The following is a 16,998-nucleotide window of genomic DNA, read 5'->3' as shown; positions in this document are numbered from 1 at the left end:
CGCCGCGGCGCTGCCACGCCGTCGGCGGACAACACTTCGGCTTCTAAGCATGGTGCAGGGGGTCCCGCGCCTGTCAAGCCGCGCCCGCATGGGGCGCGGCCGGATGCGGTCAGAGGTTGAAGTCGGACTGGAACAGCGTGTGCAGCCCGGCAAGCCGGATCGCCATTTCCGCCGCGCCGCCATCGCCGGCATCGACCAGCACCATGGTATCGCCGCCATCATGCTCGTAGCGCACGGAGCCCTGGCCACCGGCCGTGAAGGCGCCGCTGCCGACGAAGACGAAGGCCTGGTCGCCCGCCTGGCCAAGATGACCGTCGATCGGGCTGAGGTTGATCCTGTCGCCCTCGAACCAGGAGAAGTCGAGGAGGCTGTCGGGGTTGGCGACGGTGCTTTCCGCGAAGCCGTAGTACAGGAAGCTGTCCTTCCCGGCACCGCCGGACAGGACATCCGCGCCGAGGCCACCGACCAGCTCATCGACCCCGCCGCCGCCGGACAGCACATCGTCGCCCGCCGCGCCGTTCAGCCGGTTGCTGCCGTTGTCGCCGGACAGCGTGTCGTTGTGATCGGAGCCGAACAGGTTCTCCACCAGCACATAGGTATCGCCGGCGGCAATGCCCGTGTTGCCGGCGGGGGCGGCGAGCGAGGCGCGAAGGCCGACCGGGGAGGATCCATAGGTGGCCGTATCGCTGCCGGCGCCGCCATCGAGCAGGTCGGCACCAGGACCGCCATTCAAGGTGTCGCTGCCGTCGCCGCCGCGGATCGTGTCATCGCCACCGCCACCCTTGAGCACGTCGTTGCCCTGCAGGCCCTCCAGCACGTTGGCGGCCGCGTTGCCGGCGATGGTGTCGTTGCCCATCGTACCGGTGATCGGCGCGCGTTCCACCGGCAGGCCGGGGGCGATGTTGACGCCGGGGACGAAGGTGATGCCCGGCGTGCTGCCATCGGTCGGGTAGAAGTCGTTCATCACGATGGCGCTGTCGGTGCCAAGGTAGATCACGGCGCGGCCATCCACACGCTGCACCGCGACGGGCGAGGCATAGCCGTAGATGGTCAGCGTGTCGCCCTCGGTGGGCTTGAAGTCCAGCAGCAGGTCGACGCCGTCGCCCTTCTGCCAGATGAAGCGATCGGCGCCGCCATCGCCGGAGACGGTATCGCCGATCACGACGCCGGTGATGTTGCCGCCGATGAAGGAGGCCTTGCCGAAATCGGTGCCGCCCAGCACCGTATCGTTGCTGTCATGGCCGGCGACGCGGTCGTTGCCGGCGCCGCCGAAGGAGATGTCGTTGCCGGCATTCGCCTCCACGATGTCGTTGCCCAGGCCGCCGAACAGCGTGTCGTTGCCACCCTCGCCCTGCATGCGGTCATCGCCCGCGCCGCCCTCGGCCCAGTCATTGCCCTCGCCGGCCTCGATCGTGTCGTTGCCGGTGCCGCCGTAGATGACGTCGTTGCCGCCATTGCCGTGCAGGTTGTCGTCGCCGGCGTCGCCCTGGATGTTGTCGTCGCCTTCATGGCCGTTGATAACGTCGTTGCCGTCATTGCCGCGCAGGCAGTCGTCGCCCCGCAGGCCGTTGATGTTGTCGTGGCCCGCCAGGCCGTCGACCTTGTCGCCGGCCTCGGTGCCCGGGAAGGCGTCGTTGCCGTTGGTCAGCACCGTGGTGGGCAGGTCGCAGGTGCCGACGACGTCGGGGATGAAGCCGGCGTCGACATGGGTGACGACCGCGCCCTGCGCCAGCGCGATGGTGCCGGTGCGGCCGTTCGGCGCGGCGTCGCTGTCCGTCGCATCGTTGCCGGCATCGCGCAGCGTGGGCGTGTGGCCGGCTGGGGTCTTGAACCGCACCGCGTAGTCGCCCGGCCGCAGCCCATCGAACAGGTAGAAGCCCGAGGCATCCGTGGTGGTGATCGCGATCACCGCGCCGGATGTGCCGAGCAGCCGCACGGTGACGCCGCCGATGCCGGGTTCCTCGGCATCCTGCTGGCCGTCGCCGTCCCGATCGGCCCAGACCCTGTCACCGATGGAGCCCGCGAACAGCAGCCCCGCATCCAGCGTCTTGTTCACCTGGCCGGAGGTCAGCGTGACCTGCTGCGTACGTCCCGTCGCGAGGTCGGCATCGCTGTCACGGTTGTCGTTGCCGACATCCCGCGTGGTGAACACGGAGCCGGCTGGCGCCACGAACTGCACCGAGTAGCTGCCCGGCAGCAGGTTGTCGAAGCTGTAGTGTCCGCTGCCGCCGGTGACGGTGGTTGCGATGACGGCGCCGCCGGCATCGAGCAGCCGCACCGTGACGCCGCGCGCGCCCGGCTCACCCGTGTCATGCACCCCGTTGCCGTTCAGGTCGCGCCACACCCGGTCACCGATCGCGACACGCTGGAACAGCCCGGCATCGAGATCGGTCCGGGCATCGCCGGAGTACAGCATGATCGGCGGGATGGTCCCGTTGGCGAGCGCATCGCTGTCCAGCGCATCGGCGCCGACATCGCGCGGCGAGACTTCGTAGGTCGCGGGCGCCACCACCTGCACGCCGTACTGGCCAGGCGCGAGGCCGGCGAAATTGTAGAGGCCGGTCGCACCCGTCTGCGTCGTGCCGACGACGGCACCGTTGCCATCCAGCAGGTTCACGGTGACGCCGGCCAGGCCCGGCTCCCCGGCGTCCTGCACGCCATCCGCATCCTTGTCGAGGAAGACGCGGTCGCCGAGCGAAGCGGGAACGTAGAGGCCCGCATCGAGGTCGCGCGTGACCTGCGCCGGCAGCACCTGGACCGCTTCGGTGATGCCGGTTGCCGGCAGCGCATCGCTGTCCACCGTATTGTCGAGGCCCTGGTTCGGCAGCGTCAGGCGTTCCCCGGCGGGGGCCACCACCTGCACGCGATAGAAGCCGGTGATCAGGTCCTCGAACAGGTATTGGCCGCTGGCGTCCGTGGTGGTGGTGCGGCCGGTCGGCGTGCCATCGGCATTCAGCAGACGAACGGTGACGCCGGCGCGCGGCGCCTCCGCCACATCCTCGATGCCGTCGCCGTCACGGTCCACCCAGACGCGACCTGTGAGGTCACCGAGCAGCAGCAGGCCGGCATCGACATCGGTCCGGTCCTGGCCGGATGCAAGCGTGACGACATCCGTGCGGCCGGTGATGCGATCCGCATCGCTGTCCGTCGCATCGCCGCCCTGGTCCTTCCTGGCGAAGGCACGGTCGGCGGGGGCGACGAACTCCACGCGATAATCGCCCGGCGCCAGTTCATGGAAGCGGTAGAGGCCGCCGGTCCCGGTCGTGGTGGTGGCCAATATCGTCAGCCCATCAGCCGACAGCAGGCGCACGGTGATGCCGGTGAGGCCAGGCTCCCCGACATCCTGAATGCCGTCATTGTCGAGGTCGTCGAACACCTTGTCGCCGAGCGAAGCATATCGGTACAGCCCGGCATCCACCGTGTTGTCGGCCTCGCCGGAGGACAGGTTGACAAAGCCGGTGCGCCCGTCCGCCGCGATGTCGCTGTCGCCGGCATCGGCACCCTGGTCCTGGCGCGTCGGCACGTAGCCTGGAGCCACCACTTCCACGCGATAGTCGGCGGGCGCCAGGCCGGTGAAGGCGTAGCTGCCGTTGACGCCGGTGGTCGTGGTGCCGATGACGGTGCCGCCGGCGTCGAGCAGGCGGACGGTGGCGCCGACGATGCCGGGCTCCCCCGCATCCTGCTGGCCATCGCCGTCCAGATCCTCCCACACCCGGTCACCGATGGCGGCGGGGGTGTAAACGCCGGCATCGAGCGTGCGGTCGTCGCCGCCGGAGATTAGCGTCACCTGTTCGGTGCGGCCGGTGACAGGGTCGGCGTCGCTGTCGATACCGTTGTCGAGCCCCTGGTTCGCCTTGGTGAAGGGCATGGCGCCGGAGGGGGCGAAGGTGACGCTGTAGGTGCCGGGCGCGAGATCGTCGAACAGGTAGTTGCCGTTTGCATCGGTCAGCGCCGTGCGGCCGGTGGAGACGCCGGCGGCATCCAGCAATGTGACCAGGCGGCCGGAGATGCCGGGCTCGCCTGCGCCATCCTGCAGGCCGTCACCGTCCACATCCTCGAACACCGTGCCGCCGAGCCTGGCGCCGCGGTAGAAGCCGGCATCGAGCCGCGCCTCGGCCTCGCCGGATTCCAGGTTGAAGCTGTCGCTGCGGCCGGTTCCGTTGACGTCGCTGTCGCCAGCCTCCTCGCCCTGGTTGCGCTGCGTCGCGGTGAAGCCCGCCGGCAGCACCTGGATGCTGTAGTCGCCCGGTGCGAGGCCGGTGAACTCGTAGAAGCCATCGGCACCGGTCGTGGTGGTGCCGACAACGGTGGCGCCCTTCAGCAACTGGACGGTGGCGCCGGCGATACCCGTCGCGCCATCATCCTGGCGGCCATTGCCGTTGGTGTCTTCCCACACCCGGTCACCGATGCGGGCGAGTTCGTAGTAGCCGGCATCGACGTCGCGCCGGTTCTCGCCATTCGCCAGCGTGCAGACGGGCGTGAGGCCGGTGGCCTGGTCCGCATCGCTGTCGACGCCGTCGATCACGCCCTGGTTCGCCAGGGTGCGCTTCTCCAGCCCCGCCTCGCCGAACTGCACGCGGTAGCTGCCGGGCACCAGCGCATCGAACAGGTAGGACCCGTTCGCTCCGGTGACGGTGCTGAGCCCTGTCGGGCTGCCATCAGCGTTCAGCAGCACCACCGGGATGCCGGCGACCAGCGCCGCCTCGCCCGGGCCACGGATGCCGTCGCCATTGGTGTCGCGGAAGGCGATGCCGCCGAGCGAAGCGCGCACCACCGTCACGATCTCGGTCTCGGTCACCGTCACGGCGTTGGTGCCCGGCGTGACGCCGTAGGGGTTCACCGGCACGGAGGACACCACCTGCCCGGCGTTCGTCAGGTTGGTGCCGGCCGCGGCATCCGCCACCTGCGCGGCGACACGGAAAGTGATCTGGTCCGCGGCGGTGGAGACATTGTCGAAGGGGTTGGCGATGTCGCCAAGCGTGAAGCTCAGCGTGCGGCTTGCGGCATCGTAGCTGCCGGCGGCGCCGACCGCGACGGCGGAGCCGGTGATGCCACCGAGCGAGAGCATCTCGCTGCCGAGATAGGTCAGGCCGGTCGGCAGCACGTCCCGCAGCACGATGCGCTGCGCGCCCTCGCCCAGCGTCGCGGTCACGAGAAAGGTCACCACCTCCCCCACGCCGACATGGCTGCCGGCGGTGGCGGCAAGGCTGGTGGACTCCAGCGTCTTCACCACGCTGTTGACGATCTCGACCGGCACCGTCGCCGGATCGGCTTCCGTGAAGCTGGCGCCAAGGGTGGGGGCGGAGGCATAGGTGATCTCGGCGGTGTTGATGATGGCCTGGCCATCCACCACGTTGGCGGCCAGCCGGCCCTGGTAGGTGATGACGATAGGTGCCGAGCCCAGCAGATACTGGCCGAGCGTGAAGCCGAGCGTGCCGCCGGCGATGCTGACATCGCCGATGCTGGCGCTGGCACTGCCCGCCACCAGGGATACGCCCGGCGGCAACACATCCGCAAGGGACAGGTTGTAGGCGGCGGCGTTGGACCCCGCGGCATGGCTCAGCGTGACGGTGTAGGTGACGAGGTCACCGGCGTCGCGCCAACCGGGCGAGGCATCCTTCACGATGACCAGGTCCGGCCGCACCACGTCGATGGCGGCTGGATCCGTGGCGCTGTGAAGGCCGGGCTTGCCGCCGCCAGGCGCATAGGTCTCGACCTTCGCGGTGTTGGTCAGCATGGTCTCGGCGACGGCATCGGCGGCAACGCGCGCGTCGACCAGGATGGTGACGGTGTCACCCGCGTCGCGATCATTGTCGCCGGCATTGACGATGGTGCCGAAGTCGAAGGTATAGGTCCCACCGGTGACCGAGGTCGCGGAGGCGCCGACGGAGAGCGAGGAGCCGCTGATGGTGGCGCCGATGCTCTCGACCGTGGCGCCGGTGAAGGTCAGGCCTGTGGGCAGGGTGTCGGAAATCACCAGCCGCTGGGTGCCTTCGCCCAGGGAGATGGTGAGACGGTAGGTGACGGTCTCGCCCGGCGCGGCATCGGGGTTCGAGACGTTGCCGAAGGCGCTGCCGGAATTGGCGTCGCCGGTCGCGATCACGGACTTGGCGAGGGTCGGCGCCAGCACGACCGTCCGCGTCTCGGTGTCCTGCGTGCTGTAGCTGCGGCTGGCCAGGTCCTCGGCCGGTGTCGGGCTGCCCGGGGTCACGAAGTCGGCCGGGTTGCTGTCATAGGCCAGCGTCGCGGTGTTCGACAGCACCTGCGCCGGCGTCACGCTGTCCAGCAGGCGCGCCTGGTAGGTGATGGTCACGGCCGTGGCGCCGAGCAGGTACTGGTCGGCCGACCACGCGATGGCGTTGCCGGTGCTGCTGATGCTGCCGGTGCTGGCGGAAAGCGTGCCGGCGACCAGCGACATGCCGGCGGGGATCAGGTCCACGACCTTCAGGTCGTAGGCCGGCGCGTCCGAGTTGGTGGCGTGCCGGATCGTGATGGAGTAGCTGACGATCGCCCCGGCATCGAGCGCCTGGCCGGAAACGATGGTGGAGGCCTTGTCGATGCTGAGCAGCGGCTCGACCACGTCGACCACCACCTCGGGCAGCACGACACTGGTCGCGGGCGTGCCCGTCGTGCCGGTATCGACGCGGGCGATGTTGCCGAGCGCATCAGCGTCGTTGTTGTGGCTGAGGTCGTTCACCACGGCCTTCAGCCGCAGCACGATGACCTCGGCATCCGTACTGGTGTTGTTCGAGACGTTGCGGACATTGCCGAAGTTCAGCTCGAACCGGTCGTCACCTGGGGTGCTGCCGGTGTTCGAAGCCGTCACGACCGGCGCGCCGAGGAGACCGCCGGCATAGGTCTGCAGGTTGCCGCCGACCGAGACGATTTGCAGCGAATCCGGGACGAAGGACAGCGTGCCGTTGCCGCCGCTGTTCAGATCCTCCAGCACATCGGTGATGCGGAAATTCGGGCTGTCGCCTTCCGGCAGTCGCACGCGGATCTCGTAGGTGACTTCCTCGCCGATGCGCAGATCGGCGCGGCCGCTGCCATGCCGGTCCAGCGGCACCGTGCCCTCGGCGGAGGGGCCACGCGTGTTGGGGTCGGAGGTCGCGATGATGGTCTTGGTGATGGACGGCGCGTCGATGGTGACGGTGTGGCCGTCGCTGACCGTGTTGACGCGGTCGCTGGTGCTGGTGGTGCCGTCCATGGAGCTGCCGGTACCGGTCGCGGTGTTGACCAGCTTCTCCCCGGCATCGACGTCGGACTTCACCACCACATCGAACTTGACCGTGATCTTCTCGCCGGGATCGAGGTAGTCCAGCGTGATGTCGACCGGCGTCGCACCATAGGTGATGCGGCCGGCGGCAACACCGGTGACGGTCAGCGTGGCGCCCTGGTAGATGGCATCCAGCTGCACATCCGTCAGCAGGTCCTTCAGGTTCACGTCCCAGGCGCGGGCGGTGAAGTCGCTCGTGCCGGCGCCAGTCGCGGGAACCCCCTTATTCTCCAGCATGATGGTGTAGTTGATGGTGTCGAAGGCATCGGCCTTGGTCGTGTTGGCGGTCTTGTCGATGACCAGGTTCGGCGCCACCACGTCGATCTGCGAGGTCGCGCTGGCGCTGCTGCGCCCGCCCGGAGCGGCCGCATTCGCCGCGCTGGCGACGACGGTGTTGGTCAGGACGTCGCCGCGCACATTTGCGCCGTTGTCCCGCACCACCGCATCGACTTCCAGGGTCACCGTCGCGACTGCGGTGGCGGTGGTGTTGGATGTGTTCAGCACATCGCCGAAGGCAAAGGTCACCTTGTCGGCCCCGTTGAGCGTGTCGGTGTCCGTCAGCGTGATGGTCGGCATGTCGTCGAACAGGCTGCCGGCGCCCAGGCCGTCGACGCTGATGAAGCGCGCGGCCACCGCCGTCATCACGCCGCCGCCATTGGCGTTGGAGGTCGGCAGGTAGTCTTCCACGCGGAAATCCGTCATGCGGCCTTCCGGCACGCTGACGGTGATGCGGTAGGTCACGATCTCGCCGATCGTCGCATCGACGCGCGCATCATTGCCGGCCAGCAGGCCGGTGTGCGATTCGCTGGTGGCGGAGACGAATTTCGCAATCGCGGGCGCCTGGGTGCGGACGATCGCGGCATCGGTCAGGTCGCCGGCGGGGGTGTAGGCCGTGCGGTCGATGCCGCCTTCCATCGCGGCGAAATGCTCGATGGTCGCGGTGTTGGTCAGGTCCACGCCGAACACCGGCACGTCCGCGACCAGTTCCAGGTCGTAGGTGATGATGACGATGTTGTCGCCGCTGGTGGCGCTGTAGGCGCCGATGCTGCCGCTGTTCACCGCATCGCCGAGGCGGATGCCGCCGGCCGGATCGAACAGGCCGGCGCCCTCCACCGTGAAGGGAATGGCGTTGCCGGCACCGTCCGTGACGCGCAGGTTCAAGCCGCCGGCCGCCAGCTCGAAGCCGGCCGGGATGGTGTCATGGATCAGGACGTCGAAGGCGCCCTTCAGGGAACTGCCGGTGTTCTCGACCACGATGGCGAAGGACACGCGGTCTCCGGCATCGGCGCCGGTCAGGTTCGCATCGATCGGCGCGCTGTCGAGGTTGGTGCTCGTGATGGTGCCGGTGAAGCGGTTGCCGGCGCTGCCCGGCGCGCTGAAGGCGACGGGGCCGGCCGTGGCGGTCAGCGTGCCGGCTCCGCTGTCGGCGATGACGCCCTTTGTGATGTTCAGCTCCGGCTCGCCGAGCACGAACTGCACGATGGCGTTGTCCTCCGAGACGTCGCCGAAGCTGTTGGTCTCCGTGCTGGTGACCTGGTTGGTCAGCAGCAGGCCATCGCCGAACTCCTCATCCGCCACCACCACGGTGAACAGCAGGTCGATGCGGCTCGGCAGGTTGTTCGGGGCACGCGCGTCGCCGAAGTCGAATGTCAGGAAGTTGCTGGCGGAATCGAAGGAGATGGAAGGCGTCGTGGTCGGATCGCCGGAGCTGTCATAGGTGGCGCCCGGTCCCCACTTCGCCTGGTTCGCGCCCGGCACGGCGGCGCTGACGATGTCCGTGAAGCTCATCCCCGCCAGCGCCTTCAGCACCGGCAGCGGCAGGAAGTCGGTCAGCGCCACGTCATGCGCACCGGTCAGCGGCATGTCGAGCGTCAGGCGGAAGGTGATCTGGTCGCCGGCGGAGATCGGACCCGGCGTGAAGGCCGTGTTGCCGTTGATGGCATAGATCGACTTGCCGACCTCGCTGACCGGCATCACCACGCCGGCGCTGCTGTCGTCGCCCTTCGGCGAATCGGTCTCGTCGACCACGCCTTTGAACACCACGTCGTTGACCAGCGGGTCGCCCTGGTCCACCAGCGGCTCGTTGGAGGGCGCGGGGTTGGTGGAGATGTAGCTTTCCTGGATGGTGCTGTGGAACTTCACCAGCACCGTCGCCTGGTTCTCCACGCCGCCGGGCCGGCCGTTCAGCACGTCGTCGATGCCGCGGTCGCGCATTTCCTGCGAGACGTCGAAGCGAATGGTGGTGAGGCCGGTGTCGTCGTCCCGATCCACCGAGACGTTCTTGGCGGCGATGGTGCCCGTGAAAAGCACCGCCCCGCCTTCGCGCATCGTGATGGTGGGTGCGAAGGATGCGTCGTAGACCTGCCCGTCGCCGAGCGTGTCGACCAGCACCAGGTCGTCCATGTTGAAGTAGTTGGAGACCTGGCCGTCCAGCGCGTACTCCAGCGTGGCGCCGGCCTTCAGCGCGCCGAGCGCCTCCACCGACTTCTGCACCGCGATCGACTTGGCGGTGATGATGTCCTCCGGCCCGGCCGGGTCGATGGCGAAGACCACCAGCGGGTCGCGCGCATCGAGGGGCTGCCATTCGGCATCCAGGCGGGCGTTGTTCTGCAGCACGCGGAAGGCGCCGGTCGCGGGGTCCAGCACCGGCGTCACGCCATCGCGCAGGAACTCGTCCACGTAGAAATCGATCTTCAGCGTCGGCGCCGGATTGCCGCCGGTGTAGCCGCCGGTCAGTGTGGCGACGACCAGGCCCGTGGCGTTGTCGTAGGTGACGCTGCCGGTGCCGTTGACGATGCTGGCGCCGGTGATGACGGTGCCGTCCGGCATCCGGTCGGTCAGCACCAGCTTCGTCACGGTCTGGCCGTCCGCGATCAGCGCCTTCACCAGCCACTCGCGCGGGTAGGAGGGGCCGGTCGCGGTCTCCTGCTCCGGCCCGACATAGACCTTGTCGAGTTCCAGCACCGTCGGCGTCACGGACAGGCTGCTGGTGGCGCCCGCCACCGGGTTGTCCGCCACCGGGTTCAGCAGCGCATCGCGGCCATAGGCGAAGCCGCCGGAGGCCTGCAGGTTCAGCGGCTGGGCGAGGTCTGCCAGCGGGCTGACCCGGAGCGAGACCTGGAGGTCCGAAGGGGTCTGGCCAGCGGTGAAGCTGCCGAAGGGCAGCCGCAGCACCACCAGCGTATCGCCCGGCGTGCCGGTGACGGTCAGCGGCGTGCCGGCGGCGGTGGTGGCGTAGGGGTGGACGACCACCCCGTTGGCCGGAAACTCCAGCACCCAGTGCTGCAGCGGCACGCCGAGGTAGCTGGCGCCGAGATAGGCCAGGCCGTCATTCGTGGTCACCCCGGCGCTGCCGGCTCCCACGCCGTCCTTGCCGTTCGTCGGGATGACCAGGTTGACGTAGGGCGCATAGCCGACGTCCGAGCCGGCCGCGCCATCCGGCACGTTGTCGAAGCGCACGGTGACGGTCTGGAGGCCGCCGATGGGCGCGTTGATCGCGCTGCCCTGGAGGAAGGTGACAACAGGCTGTGCGGACATCCAGGCGCTCTCCGTCGGAAGATCCGGCGGCCACGCCACCTCATTCCGTTAACCGAAGAGATACCAAATTTTACATCTTACGCAACAGGTGTGTGCCAATCGTAAGTGGATTTACTATTTTTGAGACGCTCCCATATCATTACTGGGACTGGTCGGCGGCAGGTCCGGCACCGGCCCGAGCATGGCAAGCTCCGCCCCATCCTCCACAAGGTCGCCGATGACGCAGTTCAGCGCTAGCACGACGCCATCCGCAGGCGCCGGGATGCGCATCTGCACCTTCATCGCCTCCATCACCAGCAGCACGGCGCCCCGCTGCACCGTCTCGCCCTCTGCTACCAGAAGTTGCAGGATCCGGCCCGGCATAGGCGCCAGCACCTTGCCGCCACCCTCCTGCTGGTTGCCGGAGGCGGCACCGGTATCGATGCACTGCAACTCATGGGTCGCTCCATCCAGAAGCACGCTCAGCAAAGCAGCCTGCCGCAGCACCACGACCTGCCGCGCCACGCCATCCAGGGTGAAGTCGATGCGGTCGCCGGACCAGGCGAGGCCAGCGGCCTCGGCCACTCCGTCCGGCAGTTCCAGCCGGGGTGCCGCGCCGGGATGCGCGCGCAGTGCCAGGCGTGCCGCGCCGTCCAGCAGCACGAAATCCTGGTAGCCGGCGCCGTTCAGCCGCCAGGCACTGGCCGCGCCCCAGGGCGAATGCGCGTCCGCCGCCGCGTTGCCCGCGGCGTCGCGCAGCAGGCGCAGCAGGGCCGCGGCCAGGGCGGCGCGCGGTGCGGGGCCCTGTGGCGCCAGCAGCGCCTCCGCATGGCGGGCGATGAATCCGGTGTCCAACGCGCCGGCGCGGAAGTCCGGGTGGGCGACGATGCCGCGCAGCAGCGGCAGGTTGGTGCGGATGCCGGCGACGGCCGAGCCGGCCAGCGCACGGTCCATCCGCCGCAGCGCGGTGGCGCGGTCCGGCCCGTGCACGATGATCTTGGCCAGCATCGGGTCGTAGTGGATCGGCACCACGTCGCCCGCCCGCACGCCGGCATCCACGCGCGTGCCGGGCAGGCCCACGGGCAGCGCCAGGTGCCGCAGCGTGCCGGTGGAGGGCGCGAAGTCCCGCGTCGGATCCTCGGCATACAGCCGCACCTCGAAGGCGTGGCCTTCCAGGGGGATCTCCGCCTGGGCCAGCGGCAGCGCCTCCCCCATCGCGATGCGCAACTGCCATTCGACCAGGTCGAGGCCGGTGATCGCCTCCGTCACCGGGTGTTCGACCTGGAGGCGGGTGTTCATCTCCATGAAATGAAAGGTGTCGTCCGTCGCGATGAACTCCACGGTGCCGGCGCCGACATAGCCGACCGCGCGCGCGGCGGCGCAGGCCGCCTGCCCCATGGCGGCGCGGCGTTCGGCGGTCATGCCTGGCGCCGGCGCTTCCTCCACCACCTTCTGGTGGCGGCGTTGCAGGGAACAGTCGCGCTCATGCAGGTGGATGATGTGGCCGTGGCTGTCGCCGAAGACCTGGATCTCGATGTGGCGGGGCTGTTGCAGGTAGCGCTCCAGCAGCAGGCGGTCGTCGCCGAAGGCGGCACGGGCCTCGCCGCGCGCCAGCGTCAGCGCCTCCTCCAACTCGGCCGCGCTGGCCGCCACCTTCATGCCCTTGCCGCCGCCGCCGGCGCTGGCCTTGACCAGCAGCGGGAAGCCGATGCGCTGCGCCGCGGCGTGCAGCGTGGCGTCGGACTGATCCTCCCCGTGGTAGCCGGGCACCAGGGGCACGCCGGATTGCTCCATCAGCGCCTTGGCCGCGGCCTTCGATCCCATGGCGCGGATCGCGGCGGGCGGCGGGCCGACCCAGACCAGGCCGGCTGCCAGCACCGCCTCGGCGAACTCGGCATTCTCCGACAGGAAGCCGTAGCCGGGGTGGATCGCCTCCGCCCCCGTCGCGCGGGCGGCGGCCAGGATGGCGGGGATGTGCAGGTAGCTTTCGCGCGCCGGGGCCGGGCCGATCCGCACTGCGGTATCGGCTGCCGCCACATGCAGCGCGCCGGCATCGGCATCCGAGAACACGGCGATTCCGCGCAGGCCCATGCGGCGGGCGGTGCGCAGGATGCGGGCGGCGATCTCGCCCCGGTTCGCGACCAGCAGGCTGTCGAAGGGCCGGTGGGGCATGGAGGTCACAGCCGGAACAGGCCGAAGCGCGGCTCCCCGGTCCATCCCGCCACAGGGGCGTTGCGCGCGGCGGACAGCGCCAGCGCCAGCACCAGCCGCGTATCCTCCGGCGGGATCACGCCATCATCCCACAGCCGGGCGGAGGCGTAGGCGGGGCAGCCCTGCGCTTCGTATTTTTCTGAAATGGGCGCCTTGAAATCGGCCTCCTCCTCCGCCGTCCAGGTGCCGCCGCGCGACTCGATGTTGTCGCGCCGCAGCGTCGCCATCACGGCGGCCGCCTGCGGTCCGCCCATGACGCTGATGCGGGCGTTGGGCCACATGAACAGGAAGCGCGGCGAATAGGCGCGGCCGCACATGCCGTAGTTGCCGGCGCCGAAGCTGCCGCCGATGATGACGGTGAATTTCGGCACCCGCGCCGTGGCCACCGCCGTCACCATCTTGGCGCCGTCCTTGGCGATGCCGCCCGATTCGTACTTCCGGCCGACCATGAAGCCGGTGATGTTCTGCAGGAACACCAGCGGGATGCCGCGCTGGTCGCACAGCTCGATGAAATGCGCGCCCTTCTGGGCCGATTCGGAGAACAGCACGCCGTTGTTGGCAACGATGCCGATGCGGTAGCCCCAGATGCGGGCGAAGCCGGTGACCAGGGTGGGGCCGTACAGCGGCTTGAACTCGTCGAACTCGCTGCCATCGACGATGCGGGCGATCACCTCCCGCACGTCGTAGCCCTCGGCGAAGTCGGTGGGCACGACGCCGCCGATCTCCTCCGGCGGATACAGCGGCTCGCGCGGCGGTGCCGGGTCGTCGAAGCCTGCCGGCTTGGCGCGGTTCAGCCCGCTCACGATGCGCCGCGCCAGGCCGAGCGCGTGGTCGTCGGACTCGGCCATGTGGTCGGTGACACCCGACACCCTGCTGTGCAGGTCGGCGCCACCCAGGTCCTCCGCCGTCACCACCTCCCCCGTCGCCGCCTTCACCAGGGGCGGGCCGGCGAGGAAGATGGTGCCCTGGTTGCGGACGATGATGGCCTGGTCGGCCATGGCCGGCACATAGGCGCCACCGGCGGTGCAGCTGCCCATTACCACCGCGATCTGCGGGATGCCCTGCGCCGACATGCGGGCCTGGTTGTAGAAGATGCGGCCGAAATGGTCGCGATCGGGGAAGACCTCGTCCTGGTTCGGCAGGTTGGCGCCGCCACTGTCCACCAGATAAATGCATGGCAGGCGGTTCTGTTCGGCGATTTCCTGGGCGCGCAGGTGCTTCTTCACCGTTAGCGGGAAGTAGGTGCCGCCCTTCACCGTGGCGTCGTTGGCGATCACCACGCATTCGCGGCCGGCGACGCGGCCGATGCCGGTGATGAGGCCGGCAGCCGGCACCTCCCCGCCATACATCCCGTGCGCGGCGAGCTGCGAGAACTCCAGGAAGGGCGAGGCCGGGTCGATCAGGCCGCGGATGCGGTCCCGCGGCAGCAGCTTGCCGCGGTCGAGGTGCCGCTTGCGGGCGACCTCGCCGCCGCCCTGGCGGATGCCCTCGACGGTGGTGCGGAGGTCCGCCACCAGGGCGGCCATGCGGGCGGCATTGGCGCGGAAGGCTTCGGAGCGCGGCTCGGCCGTGCTGACGATCACCGGCATGGGCTCGCCCCTGCATCCTGCGCCATCGGCCGCTCCCCCCACGCTTTGCCGATACTGCGCCATGTCCGGACGGGCTGCGTCAACCCGGCAGCCAGGCAACAAAAAAGGGCGCCCGGAGGCGCCCTTTCGTGCGGGAGTCCGGCGCGATCAGCGCAGGACGATCTCGACGCGGCGGTTCTGCGGCTCGCGCACACCGTCGGCGGTCGGCACCAGCGGGCGGCTCTCGCCGAAGGCCTGGATCGCCATCGCGGCGCGCGGCACGCCACGGCGCTCGAGCTCGGACGCCACGGCGGCGGCGCGGCGCTCGGACAGGCGCTGGTTGTATTGCGGCGTGCCGGCGCGGTCGGCGTGGCCGGAGACCTCGATCCGCGTCACACCGGCGCGCTGCGAATTGGTGGCCGCCTCGCCGATGATCTGGCGGGCGCGGTCGGTCAGGTCGGCGCGGTCGAAGTCGAAGAACACCAGGTAGGTGCGGGCGATCTCGGGGGCCTGCGCCACCGGGGCCTGCGGCGCCACGACCGGCGGCGGCGGCACGACGCCGAAGGCATACCGCAGACCGATGAGCAGGCTGTGGTTGAAGTTGTCGACCTCGGCGGTGCCACGCGTGTTCGTGACGCCCGAGCGGGCATCCATCTCGGGCGACAGCGTGCCCATGAAGCGGTATTCGGCGGTGACGGCGAGGCCTGGGAACTCGGCCACCGGGAAGGCGCCGCCGACGATCGCCTGGTAGGCGAACTGGCCATCGGTCCCGTCCAGGATCACGGTGCCGTTGCTCCCGGCGCCGCGCACGCCGCTGTAGTCGACCCACTGGTAGCCGACGCCGACGCCGACATAGGGGATGATCGGCGCATTGGGGAAGGAGAAGTCGTACAGCGCGTTCAGCATCAGGCCGTAGCTGCTGGCCTGCCCGAGGGAGCGGATCGGCCGCGCGACACCCGCGCCGGTGAAGCTGTCGACGTCGTTCTGGCGGAAGGAGCCCTCGAGCTCCGCCCGGAGGCCATTGCCATAGCCATAGCCGACGCTGAGCACAGTGGCCAAGCCATAGTCGAATTCGGCCGAGCCGCTGCGGGCCGCGACGGTAGCGCCCATGCCGCGGGAGAGCTCGACATCCGATTCCTGCAGCATGTTCACGCCGACGCCGGCACCCACATACAACCCGCTGATCGGCTGCGCCTGCGCCGCCAGGGGAAGGGCCAGGAAGGTCGCGGCCAGCAAGGCGTTCCGAACGTGCATCACTCTGGATCCTCCAAGCGCCGAACGCCTTCGCAGGTCGCGATCGGGCAATGACTTGCAGTCTTGTAGCCACCGCAAGCGCCGGGAGCGAGAAGCCTTCGCGACGCTAACTGCAAACGGCGCCACGCTGTTACTCTATTGCAACACCTACTTGGCTGACGCGGGCGCCGCAAAGGCGAGCAGATGCGCAACCACACGCTCCGGTTGTTCCTGCTGCACCCAGTGCCCGGCCCCTGGGATGAGGTGCATCCCGCAGAAATCGGCGCAGGCCTCGGCCTGCATCCGCGCCAGGGCGCCAGGGAACTGGTGGATGCCCCAGTCGCTGGCGCCGGCCAGGAAGATGGCCGGCACTTCGATCCGCCGGCCCGCGAACAGCACCAGCTCGGCCGCGTTCGCCCCGCCCGTATTGCAGCGGTAGGATTGCAGGCCGCCGGCGAAGCCGGTGCGGGCATATTCCGCGGCATAGACCGCCAGTTCCGCATCGGTCAGCCAGGGCGACTCGCCGGGCGGCAGGAAGGGGGCCACCGCCGCCGGCATCGTCGCGTGCAGCGGCATCACGTAGTAGTCGGGCAGCTTCGCCAGCTCGGTCGCCGTCCAGCCGGACAGCGGAAAGGGCGCGTTGCCGGGCCAGTCGGCGCTCTTGTGGTGGTAGTAGGCGCGCAGGAAGGCGTGCAGACCCTGCGGCGGGTTGTCCATGTCACCCGCGGCGCGACGCTCGGCGTAGTACCACTGGTAGTGCTTGCGCGGCGGGTCGAGTGCGGCCAGGCCGGCATGCACATCCTCGCCCGCCGGCGGGTTGCGGGCGGGCGGGCCGGCGAAGGGCGAGCTCATCAGCGCCACGCGGCGGAACACGTCCGGCCGGATCAGCGCGCACCAGGCAGCGACCGGGGAGCCATAGTCGTGCCCGGCCAGCAGGTGCACCTGGGCGATTCCCATGGCGTCGAGCAGCGCCAGCTGGTCGCGCACCATGTTCAGCATCTGGAACGGCGCCAGCGGCCGGTCGTAGTCCGCCGTCCAGCCGGTGGTGCGGCCGTAGCCGCGCAGGTCGGGCGCCACGACGTGGTAGCCGGCCTCGGCCAGTGCCGGCATGACCTTGCGCCAGGAAAAGGCGAGTTCCGGAAAGCCGTGCAGCAGCAGGATGCAGGCCGCCCCGCCTGCCCGGCTTCCAGCACA

General features: G+C 69.6%; 5 protein-coding genes. All 5 read right to left on the bottom strand.

All coding sequences use genetic code 11. From position 1 onward, the window contains the following. Positions 1 to 109: 109 nt before the first annotated feature. Positions 110 to 10,813, bottom strand: coding sequence for an SdrD B-like domain-containing protein (locus ACFHPP_RS00350; RefSeq protein ID WP_437161276.1), 10,704 nt, complete (start codon positions 10,811 to 10,813; stop codon positions 110 to 112). 114 nt (positions 10,814 to 10,927) lie between these two features. Then, positions 10,928 to 12,964, bottom strand: a complete 2,037-nt coding sequence (locus ACFHPP_RS00345) for a biotin carboxylase N-terminal domain-containing protein (RefSeq protein ID WP_437161275.1) — start codon at positions 12,962 to 12,964, stop codon at positions 10,928 to 10,930. 5 nt (positions 12,965 to 12,969) lie between these two features. Next, a complete protein-coding gene (locus ACFHPP_RS00340) occupies positions 12,970 to 14,592 on the bottom strand; it encodes a carboxyl transferase domain-containing protein (RefSeq protein ID WP_437161274.1) in 1,623 nt (540 codons plus the stop codon). Positions 14,593 to 14,739: 147 nt separating this feature from the next. Next, positions 14,740 to 15,825 (bottom strand): OmpA family protein, encoded by a 1,086-nt coding sequence (locus ACFHPP_RS00335; RefSeq protein WP_437161273.1) that lies wholly within the window; start codon positions 15,823 to 15,825, stop codon positions 14,740 to 14,742. A gap of 147 nt (positions 15,826 to 15,972) precedes the next feature. Next, the gene (locus ACFHPP_RS00330) at positions 15,973 to 16,914 is read right to left on the bottom strand and encodes an alpha/beta fold hydrolase (protein ID WP_437161272.1); all 942 of its coding nucleotides are present in this window, start codon (positions 16,912 to 16,914) and stop codon (positions 15,973 to 15,975) included. Positions 16,915 to 16,998 lie beyond the last annotated feature (84 nt).

The sequence above is a fragment of the Falsiroseomonas sp. E2-1-a20 genome (assembly GCF_051433195.1).
Taxonomy (GTDB): Bacteria; Pseudomonadota; Alphaproteobacteria; order Acetobacterales; family Acetobacteraceae; genus Falsiroseomonas.
Note: the sequence above shows the minus strand (reverse complement) of the source record. Positions and strands in the feature narration are given on the sequence as shown.

Coding starts and splice junctions, on each gene's coding strand:
- ACFHPP_RS00350 (WP_437161276.1), bottom strand. CDS start 10,813: ATGTCCGCACAGCCTGTTGTCACCTTCCTCCAGGGCAGCGCGATCAAC.
- ACFHPP_RS00345 (WP_437161275.1), bottom strand. CDS start 12,964: ATGCCCCACCGGCCCTTCGACAGCCTGCTGGTCGCGAACCGGGGCGAG.
- ACFHPP_RS00340 (WP_437161274.1), bottom strand. CDS start 14,592: ATGCCGGTGATCGTCAGCACGGCCGAGCCGCGCTCCGAAGCCTTCCGC.
- ACFHPP_RS00335 (WP_437161273.1), bottom strand. CDS start 15,825: ATGCACGTTCGGAACGCCTTGCTGGCCGCGACCTTCCTGGCCCTTCCC.
- ACFHPP_RS00330 (WP_437161272.1), bottom strand. CDS start 16,914: ATGCCGGCACTGGCCGAGGCCGGCTACCACGTCGTGGCGCCCGACCTG.